Annotated in this window: 11 protein-coding genes; all 11 read right to left on the bottom strand. The window is 63.7% G+C overall.

The features are described from left to right. The coding region (locus tag VNN55_03085; protein HWO56532.1) for a hypothetical protein at window positions 1-984 on the bottom strand (984 nt) is incomplete at its 3' end. Next, window positions 985-2,307 (bottom strand): hypothetical protein, encoded by a 1,323-nt coding sequence (locus tag VNN55_03080; protein HWO56531.1) that lies wholly within the window; start codon window positions 2,305-2,307, stop codon window positions 985-987. Continuing rightward, the gene (locus VNN55_03075; GenBank protein ID HWO56530.1) at window positions 2,307-2,999 is read right to left on the bottom strand and encodes a hypothetical protein; all 693 of its coding nucleotides are present in this window, start codon (window positions 2,997-2,999) and stop codon (window positions 2,307-2,309) included. Before VNN55_03075 ends, VNN55_03080 begins: the two co-directional genes overlap by 1 nt. Further along, window positions 2,978-3,445, bottom strand: a complete 468-nt coding sequence (locus VNN55_03070) for a hypothetical protein (protein HWO56529.1) — start codon at window positions 3,443-3,445, stop codon at window positions 2,978-2,980. Before VNN55_03070 ends, VNN55_03075 begins: the two co-directional genes overlap by 22 nt. Before the next feature lie 31 nt (window positions 3,446-3,476). After that, on the bottom strand, window positions 3,477-4,373 hold the full coding sequence (locus VNN55_03065) for a hypothetical protein (protein ID HWO56528.1): 897 nt from the start codon (window positions 4,371-4,373) through the stop codon (window positions 3,477-3,479). Then, window positions 4,374-5,963 (bottom strand): hypothetical protein, encoded by a 1,590-nt coding sequence (locus tag VNN55_03060; protein HWO56527.1) that lies wholly within the window; start codon window positions 5,961-5,963, stop codon window positions 4,374-4,376. Window positions 5,964-6,086: 123 nt separating this feature from the next. After that, a complete protein-coding gene (locus VNN55_03055) occupies window positions 6,087-6,404 on the bottom strand; it encodes a hypothetical protein (protein HWO56526.1) in 318 nt (105 codons plus the stop codon). 13 nt (window positions 6,405-6,417) lie between these two features. Continuing rightward, the gene (locus VNN55_03050; GenBank protein HWO56525.1) at window positions 6,418-7,503 is read right to left on the bottom strand and encodes a hypothetical protein; all 1,086 of its coding nucleotides are present in this window, start codon (window positions 7,501-7,503) and stop codon (window positions 6,418-6,420) included. Next, window positions 7,497-8,798 (bottom strand): hypothetical protein, encoded by a 1,302-nt coding sequence (locus VNN55_03045; GenBank protein HWO56524.1) that lies wholly within the window; start codon window positions 8,796-8,798, stop codon window positions 7,497-7,499. Before VNN55_03045 ends, VNN55_03050 begins: the two co-directional genes overlap by 7 nt. Continuing rightward, complete coding sequence (locus VNN55_03040) at window positions 8,799-9,176, bottom strand: hypothetical protein (protein HWO56523.1); 378 nt, start codon at window positions 9,174-9,176, stop codon at window positions 8,799-8,801. Window positions 9,177-9,178: 2 nt separating this feature from the next. Continuing rightward, window positions 9,179-9,418 carry a hypothetical protein gene (locus tag VNN55_03035; GenBank protein HWO56522.1) on the bottom strand — a complete coding sequence of 80 codons (240 nt, stop codon included), beginning with the start codon at window positions 9,416-9,418 and terminating at the stop codon, window positions 9,179-9,181. Window positions 9,419-9,591 lie beyond the last annotated feature (173 nt).

Genomic DNA, 9,591 nt, shown 5'->3' with positions numbered 1-9,591 from the left:
CTTGAGCACCTTGCCCGCCGCGATCACTTCGACGCCGGTGCCGCGTTGCGGCTGGCCTTTGGCTTTGAGCAAGAGATCCAGCAACTCATCAGCGGCGAGGTTCTTGCGAAAGGCCGATGTCGCCCGTTTGAGCGCAGGGATCGAGCCCGCCGCCGTCTCCAAATCCTCCATCATGCCTTTGAAGAGCCGCTTGTAGATGCCTTGTTCCGTCCCACTCGCCGCGCGCGCGGCGGCGCCCATCGCCTTGGCGCGCTCGAACATGACGGCAAAGCCGGTCTGGTTCTGATCGGTCATGACCGCCACATCGTCCAGTAACGCGCGGATGGACGCGGGTTGTTGCGAGGGCAGTAACCGGTTGAATTGCAGGGAGACGTCCTTGAGGGCTTTGGCGGTGCCGGTGAGCGGCACACGATCTGTGCTGGCCCGCACGATGGCATAGAGATCGTCGATGTTCTCGGTCGGCCGCAGCTTCTCTGCCAATTCCGGCGCTTCCTGGGCGGCCAGTTCGTGCAATCCGCCCTGCGCTCCGGGCAAGAGCCCGCGGCGGGCCAACGCATTGACTCCCGCGCCGATCGCCCGGAACCCCAGCGGCAATCCGGCGGCAAGCGCGATCTGCGTGCGGCTGCGCGGGGTAATCCCCAGGGCCTGATTGAGGTATTCCCCGCCGGCCGAGCCCGCCGCTTCGAGCAACGGAATCGCCACCGGGGCTGCCGGACCGGTCAATGCCCCGGCAGCCGCTCCGCCAGCGCCCAGGAGCGTCGGCAATGCGGCGGTGGTGGCCGTTCGGACCGCCACGTCGCGGATGGGAGCCGGGATGGCCGCTCCCAGCGGAGAGGGCAGCCCCGAGGATTTCGCCGACACCCTGGCCGCCGCCGCCAGATCGCTCAGGAACGCGCCCAGGCCACTTGGGGCACCGGCCGGAGCCTGGCCGTACTTCTGTTCCAGGCGGTTCAATTCTCGCTGTTCTTCTGGCGTCAGCGGCATCTATCGACCCTGCTGGGCTTTTTCGCGCAGATACTCCAGGCGGCTGCGCTCGTCCAGTTCTTCTAAGTGGCTCAAGATGCGCTCCACATTCTGTCGTGCCGAAAGGGGATCGGTCAACGCGCCAAGCGCGGTATCCTTGGCGGCCTGGCGTTGCAGCTCGAACAATTCCCGCAGCAGGGCGGCTTTGAAATCCCGGACCGGTTTGGTGTCAAAGAACTTCCAGGCCGTCGCGCGCGCCCGATCGATGTCCCGCTCGGTCAGCACCCCGGGCTGGGTGGAGAGTTTCTTGGCGATGTCGGGCAATCGCGATTCGAGAAAGTCCCGATACGCGACGGCCTTGGGATTGGTCTGGGTCCGGGCCCCGGCTTCCAACTTGAGCGCCTGCGCCACCGCTTCCGCTCCTGTAGTCGCGGTCGCCAGATCCTGGCTGAGCCGATCCAGCGTCTCGATCACCACCACGAGATCCGATGCGGTGTTGTACGCCTCGCGCTGTTCGGGGTTGACCGCCACCAAATTCGGATCGGCATAAAACTCCTGATACGTCGTGGGTCGGGTCGTCGGCGGGCGCAAGGTGCGGCGGTCCACGATATTGGTCTGCTCGGCGGGCGGAATGGGTCGGGCCGTGCCTTGCCGTTCCAATCGTCCGGTCAATTCGGTATCCACGAGAAAATTGACCTGTTTGCGCTGATCGGGCGTTAATTGGGCAAAGGGCAGCCCAAATTCAGCCAGGGCGACGGCTTCCCGATCCGTCCCCACGCTGGGGGATTTGGCCGTCGTGGTCGCGGCCCGGGCCGCCTCGGTGACAATCGCCGAGGGGACGGTCTGGCCCGGAACAGGCACTTGCGGCAAGGCGGCCAGCGCTGGAGCGGCCTCGGCCCCAAAGAGCGCCTCCGGGGGCAGCGCGGTCACTTCGCGCGGCGGCTGTCCGGGCATCGGGGCTGCCCGCAACGCCGGAACGAGCGTCTGCAGCAGATCGGGGGTCAGCGGAGCCTGGGCCGCGCCGATCTGCACGCGCCCCAAGGGTTCGGCGGGGCGCGTCTGATACGTCGCCGCCACCTTGGGCAATTGCTCCTGGACCAGTTGGTAGAGATCCGGCGTCAGCGGCAGTTGCTTGGCCGAACCCTTGGCGTCTTTGTACAACTCCGATTCTTTGGGAATCAGGCCGGACTTGACGACATAGTCGTACATGGCACCGCGATTCTGCACGCCCACCTCGTCCATCACGCGAAACACGGCGGCTGTCGTGCGCTCCGGATAGGGAATCGTCGCCAGCCGGCTGATCACGTCCGGGCGACGATCAATCTGCTGGGTCGCGCCGCCCATTAGCTGATGGCTCCCCCGGGAGGCTTGGAACCGGGGATGAGTTTGGTCACATCGATCGGTTGGAGAATCGGATTGGTCCCGCCGCGAGTTTCCGACCCCAGCGACCGCGGAAGGGCGGCGGCCTCGAATAGATTGAGCAACGATTGCAATCGCGTCGCATACTCCGCGATCAAGCCTTGCAATGTCTGTCCCCGCTGCGTCAGGGCGAGATTGGCGAGCGCCTGCTGTTCGGCGACATCGCCACCGAGCGCCTGTCGCAGATTGTCGATCTGTCGCTGGCGCAACTCCACCAAGGCCGGGGCGATCGACGCGGCGGTCGCCGATGCCGCCACGGGCGTCGCCCCCAATCCGCGCGCGGCCAATTGCCCGGCGGTCCGATCGGCGATCGTGGCGAGCAGATCGCTCTCTGCCGAGGTGGGCTGAAACCGATCCAAAATGGCGGATTGATAGGGCGCGCGGAAGGCCGAGACCGCCGGACCGAGCGAGACGGGACTCGGCAGCGCCACACCGGCTTCGGCCAGCCGCCGGATGGTGTCGGCAAAGTCGCGCCCTTCCTGGCCCTGGTAGTAGCCGGTGAAGACCTGTGGCGACGTGCGTTGAGGCGAGCCAAAGAGCGTATTGCGCGTGCTCCGGAAGGCATCGCTCAGGCTAAAGTTGCCGCCAAACGGATTTAGGCTGGAGCCGCCACCCATCGGTCTCTCCTTTCCCGAAAGCGATCGGCGGTCAAAAACCACGCGCCGGTCGGATGCACCACAAACCCCATCTGTTCGGCAAAACGTTGCCCCAGCGCCCAGCAGGGATAGGCCACCAAGCCTTTGAGCCGAAACGCCCCGAAGGGATCGAATAGTTCGTCGGCGACAAATCGCGCAAAGTCCCGCACGGGCGCGCCCCAGGCCCGCCGTCGCGCGCCGATATGGGCAATGGCGGAGTGGCCGAGGAGCACATCCTGCAACAGAATGAGCACATCGGGTTCATGGTCCGGCCCGTTCAGCGAGCGCACCACCGTGCCAGGCTGATTTACGAGATCCCGAAACTCGGCCAGCGTGACGTGCGGCTGCGCCGGCGTGCCCAGCATCTTGGTCAAGATGTGTTCTTTCTGCATCGCCTCCCAGACCACGCGAATGTCGGTAGCGCCCATCGTCGCTTCCTAGACCATGCCAAGACGCAACTTACAACGAATCCCTCAGCACCAGCGCACGCAACCCGCAGCCGTTATTGATCGCTGTCGAATCCGCTCCCGCAGAGGATGCCCTGAGCGAGAGCGTCACCGTTCCTCCCGTCGTCACCGAGAATGCCCCGGCCAACGCACATTCGGAAATCCCAGATTGTACGAATTGCGGAGTCGAATCGATGCCGCCATCGGTGTCATTGGAGGCGATCACTGCGTCACCAGCCGTCTTGATAATCCGCACTCTGATCTGTGTGGTCGTTGCTCCAACCGTAAACGATGTCTCTCCCCACACTAAAATGAGATCGCCGGCCTTGACCGTCATGGGGCTCAGAGACACGATCGTGGTCATGCCTGACGGAATAGTGAGCCCGCCGCTCGTGAGCGTGGCTTGTTGATGATCACGCTTCAGGCGTGCCCACGGGATCGCCCCTTGGTTGATGATGCCATCAAAATAGATGTCGCCTGATGTCCGTACAATTCCCGAGACTTGGACATCATTCGGGAACCAGGGGATGTCTCCGCTGAGGCGAATTTGGCCGGGAGCATATGATCCGGGGCTTGAGCCCCAAATTCCCGAGGCGCCAACATTGATCCCCCCAGCAAACGTTTTCTGTCCGGTGATGGTTTGTATTCCCGAGGTCGTGACGACATAGGCGTCATTGTGCGCCCCGGTGGTCGTGTGTTCCTGGCCCAGATAGGAGACCACGGTCGATTTCGCGCCTTGCGGATTAACCCCCAGGGTCGTTTCGATGGCGATGATGGCGGCGGCCAGATCGTTGACCACTTCGGCCCTGGCTTTCGTGCGGCTGGAGACTGCGGCGTTGTATTCCAAGGACGCATTGGTATCCAATGCCCCAGGATAGCTCGATCCGTTGCCGTCGCCGATTTCGCTCACTTACGATTTCTCCCGGCCGCCCACCAGGGCTTGCCGCGTTCGCGCTTGGCCGAGCGTCAGGACGCGAAAGAGCTTGAACTGCTCGCTGGCCGACGAAAATTCCAATCGCCACGACAGAGACCGCACGATGACCCGTTGCGTCGGGGTGATCACGCGCCGAACGGCGCTGGCTCCCGACGACCAGTAGAACTCGTCCCAGTATTTGGTGTCCCAGTAGACGGCGCTGCTGCCGGAGATGGTCTGGCTCTCCGGGGTCGAGGCCAGCCCCGTCGTGTCGTAGGCGCTGACGACGAGGCTTCCCGACACATCCGCATGCTCAAGTTCGCATTGCGAGATCACCTTGTTCAGGCCCGGCAGTTTGTGCGCATCGTAGGCCGTCTGATAGATCATGGTGATGGCCGTGCCCTGATCCGCGTTGGTCGTGTCCATCGTGTAGACATAGCCGCCAGTGGCGGCCGTGCCTTCGCCGCCGATCAGGGCATTGCCGTCACCTGGTCCATTCTCGACCACCGCCGCGCTAATGGTCTGGCCCAGCATGGGTCCGAACCACGGCCCCCAGAAGCCGTCCCGGTCTTGGCCAAACGCCGACACGTCGAGCCACCACTGCATGGCGGGCACGGTGCCGCCCGAGCGCACCACGAAGAGCTTGTAGAACCCGTCGTGGTAGACGGCGTGACATTTGCTCATCTGCGAACCGGGAATTGATTCGATGCCTTCATCATCATCGCGTTCGGCTCGAATGAGCGCCGAGACGTCATGGACGGCACCGTCATAGGTGATGAGATACACTTTGCGATCCGTCCCCAAAAAGAAGGTGCCGACCGGCGTGCTGACGATCGTGCGCCACGCCTCGCAGCCCACGAACGGCACCACAATGTCGAGCCGGGCGTCCAGGCTGGCCGGGGCGAGGTTGTTGGCGGTCAACAGATACATCTCGCTCGCTTTGGCGCAAATGACGCGCGTCGCAAAGCCCGCCGAGGTGGTCAGCCCGTGATAGGCGAGGCCGTAGATTTTCCCAGCACCCGGCACCGCCAGCGAATTTTGCACCGCTTCGATGGCCGTATCGTCGAACGATTTGGACAGGCCGATGTAGCTGGGATTGGTATCGTCGATGAACAGCAGCCGATCCAAGACCGGCAGAAATTGCCGCGTGTTGGTCGGAAACGCCGAGAGCGTCGTGGCCGTTGTGCCATTCCATTTGACGGGTGCCTGATTGCCGTTGGCCAGGTAGACGGCGCTCTTGGGTCCCCACGTCGCGGCCGTCACGGTCGCGCCATCCGTCCACCCCGTCACCACGGTGTTCCAGGCCGACACCTCGTCGTAGGCTTTGACCGACGTGCCGGCCGCCGCCAACAATTGCTTGCTGTTGGTGCCGTAGTAGAACCGGTGCAGCATGGTCAGCGCTTTGCCGGTCTCGACTTCGGTGTTGGTCAAGCGCGTCATGCCCAGCCGTTGCGTGATCCCTTGGCGAAAATAACAGTTCTGCATGTAGGGGCTGCGGACCGGCGCGATGTCGGGCAAACTGGAATGCAAATCCACCCCGCGCGAGGCCAGCCGATACGTGATCTGATAGCCATTGCGTTTCGGCATTAGATCCACATCCAGAGCAACGGGAGCCACCACCCCTTCCCAACCCCGTGGAGCAACCAGCTTCCGGTCGGCAAAGCGCCGCCAGGAGCCTCCGCCGGCGCATGAAACCAGATCCCTTGCAGTTCAAGCAGGTCCACGCAATTCCCTCACGGCGACTTCAATGGCCAGGCAGATATCCGAGAGTTTGGGCATCGGCCAACCCCGCGCGCGGAACCCGGCGGAGATCGCGGCAATGGCGTAGTCGCGCTTATCCGACCCGCTGGAGCGCGTGGCCTCCGCTTTGCGCACCGCGATCACGGCCAACGCATAGAGCCGGCCCTCGTCGTCCTCCGGGATTTGCGGCACGACCGGAAATTGATCCGAGCGTCGCGGATCGGGCGGATCCACGGCGAACGGTCGTTTCCGCCGGCGGGCGATCCAGGATTTGACGTAGCCGATCATGGGCCGGTCCTCCTCAATTGGTATCGGCCGCCACGATGGGCAGCGCACCGCCGGAGGTCGTCACCGCTTGGCTGAACAGGCTCGTGGTATCGTCGGTCTTCGTCACGGTCAAGGTGTTGGCGGTCAGGCTGATTTTGTTCACGAGCTTCGCGACTCCCCAGGCGAGCGAGCGAGGATCCGCCACCTGTTCGACGTTCGCCAATCCGCGCCGCAAGACCCGGTCGGCGATTTCGTTGCTGGCCTCGGGTTGCAGCGAGGAAATCACGATGCCGCTGGAGGCGATCGAGCCGATGGAGCCGACCACGTTGCCGCCCACATTGCCGGTGACCGATCCCACGGCCCCGGTCACGGCGGTAATGATCATGCCCGAGCCGCGAATGGTGGTGCCGCCGAGCGAGACCTCGGTATTGGGAGCCCCGATGTTGGCCCAGTCGATGCCGGCCTGATTGGTGGCATTGACCGCAAGCAGGCGTCCCGACACGGTGGGCCGAAGAGCCCCATACTCGTTGAGCCGATTTTGAATGTCGGTGTTGGTGAGCGTGCTGGTCCCGACGGACTGCGTCACCGTGCGCGTGCCATACGACCAGATATCCTGGCTGGTCGGTCCGGGCGGTGCGGCGCTCAGCACGCCGCTGATGGTCGTATTGGTCAGCCCGACGGCGGTCGTTGGATTGGCGACATTGGCCCAGTCTATCCCGATGTGGCCGCCAGCCCCGAGCAGGGCCAGACGCCCCGAGACCGTCGGCCGCACCGCCCCGTACTCGTTGAGTCGATTTTCGATGTCGGCTTTGGTCTGCCACGCGACCCTGGGGTCAAATCCCACGACCTCATCGAGAAAATCGGTCGGGTCCGCTCCCGATGCCCGACAGGACACCATCAAAGGACCGAGAGTATTGACTTCGTTTGGCGTATACACGTACTTGTAGATGCCCGATTCGAGCAGCACGGGCGCTCCGGATTCTGCCGGGGCAAAGGCCGCACCGTTTTTGGAAATCCTGACCTGGACGGGCGCGCCACCAGCATAGCCATTGATATGGTCTTCGACCTTCGTCAACAGAAAGGTCCGCACGATCCCGCTCGCCGATTGCGGAATTAACATGCGAGCCCCCGTGCACCGGCGCGGCTCGCGCCGCTTAAATCATGCCTGAGACGATATGGGCTGACCCCCACACTCTCCCCTCCGCCGCCCCCGCCCCCGTCTGCTGGCTGCCCAATCGCGAACGCGAGGATCTGCCGAGCCGTGGCATCGACCGTCGTCCAGTTGAGGGTGAAGCCATCGGCATCGAGCGAGACCAGGTCGGCCTCGGCATCGACAGTAGGGGTTCCTTCCGTGGCGAGCTTGATGATCTTGGTCCGGTCAAGGAACGAATCGCAGATCATCGGATCCGCCGCGTCGGTATCGCCAGACCAAATAGCCCCGCGAGCCGACGAGCTGGTCCCGATGCCGAGACTGTATCGGTTGTGGACTTGCACCGTCGTCGCGGCCGCGGCGTTAAACGAGGCCAACAGCACGGCTTTCGGAGTAAACCCGAATCCTGAAATAGACTGATTGCCGGTCGCGGTTGGCTGATTAAACGATGTCACCCCGACCGAGGCCCCCTTGAGGGCCACATAGAAGATGTAGTACGCCGCAGTATCGGCCACGGAATAGTTTAGCGTGAACCCGTCGCTATCCAGCGACACCAACGACGCCTCTTTCGCGACCGAATCGGCCGCATCATTAATCCGGGAGTAGATCGAATTGGTGCGTTGGTATCGGTTGGTGATCGCCGCGACCTGGCCGTTTCTCGATTGCCCATTGAGCTGCCATTGTCCGGCCGCGGTTCCGACCCCCAGCCGAAATCGCACGTCTCCGGCGGCGCTGTTGGACGGCGGCGCGGTCCCGGTCCCGCGGTAGGCGAACAGCATGAGGCAGTCGGGCGCGAATCCGACTCCGGTCACGGATTGATTCCCGGTGGCCGTCCGTTCGGTAAATTGCCCGGTCGTGACGTTGGTCAGGTCCGTGCCGCCCAGGGCCAGATACAACACCACATACTGCGTGCCGTTGGCTGTGGTCCAGTTAAGGGTAAACCCATCGCTGTCCATCGAGACGAGATCGGCCGCGCACAGGATGGTCGCCGCATAATCCATCAGATAGATACATTTGCTGTTGTCGATTCCCGCTGCGGTATCGGAACTGGCCACGTTATCGCGCGAGGCCGCCGCAGATGACCGGCGATTGGTGCTGCTCACGCCGACACCAAATCCCTGCGCGGCCGTCGCCACGGAGCCGTCAGCCGTGGCCGGGATAGCGAGAAACAGCACCACCTTGGGCTGAAAGCCGACTCCCGTGATGGTCTGATTACCGGTGACGGTCGGAACCGTCAGCGAGCCGGATGCGGCCGAAAGCGCCATTTACTGGACGCGCAACCCACTCGGAGCCGGAATCCCAAAAAAGCCGCACGCCTCGTTGCTGAAGTCCGACTCCTGCCCCGCCGCATTGCGCGCCGTGACCCGCGCGCAGAGACGGCCCAGCGTGGCGCTGAAATCCACGACCGCGATCTGCCGCACCGCCGGATCGGGAATCTCCACTCGTCGCGCATTGCTGTAGACCCTCGGGGATTCCGCTTCCGGCGCATAGTAGAGCCAATACCCCGTGACGGCCGTCGAATCCGCCGGGGCATCCCACGCAAACATCGTCTGACGCGGGGTCGGCTCCGCGTGAATGACCGCTGGCAGCGCCAGCAGGAGCCCCATCCCGATTGTCAAACCCACCGCTCTTCGATGCGTCATGGTCATGTCCCTCCGATCGTGCGTTTGGGGTTGGCGCGAAAGGTCGCGCCGAATGAGATGTCCTCCACGTCCGTCTCGTCGCGCTTGACCCGGTGCAAATGGCAGTCTGCGTACCCGACCGTCTCCCAGGTTCCGTCCGCGCGCAGCCGCTCCACCTCTAGCGTGAGGCGAGGGACGGTCGTCCCGTCCGCATAGGTATGCTCCCCGTGCGTCACGCGCGTAAACCGATACTGATCAGGCATCGAGCGCGTCCCCCGCCCTCACGCCAGCCCGAGGCCCCCTGTGTTGCCTGTCGCGTCCAGCGGGTTGCCCCCTCATGTCTCTGGTCGGCATCGCAAGCCTCTCCGGTGAAATGGTGGATGTCCCAATCCGGCCTCGGGCTGGCGAAGGATCGGCTGGTCCAGTCCGCATAACC

This window comes from bacterium (assembly GCA_035559435.1).
GTDB lineage: Bacteria > Zixibacteria > MSB-5A5 > WJJR01 > WJJR01 > JACQFV01.
This window is presented reverse-complemented; position numbering and strand designations above follow the sequence as displayed.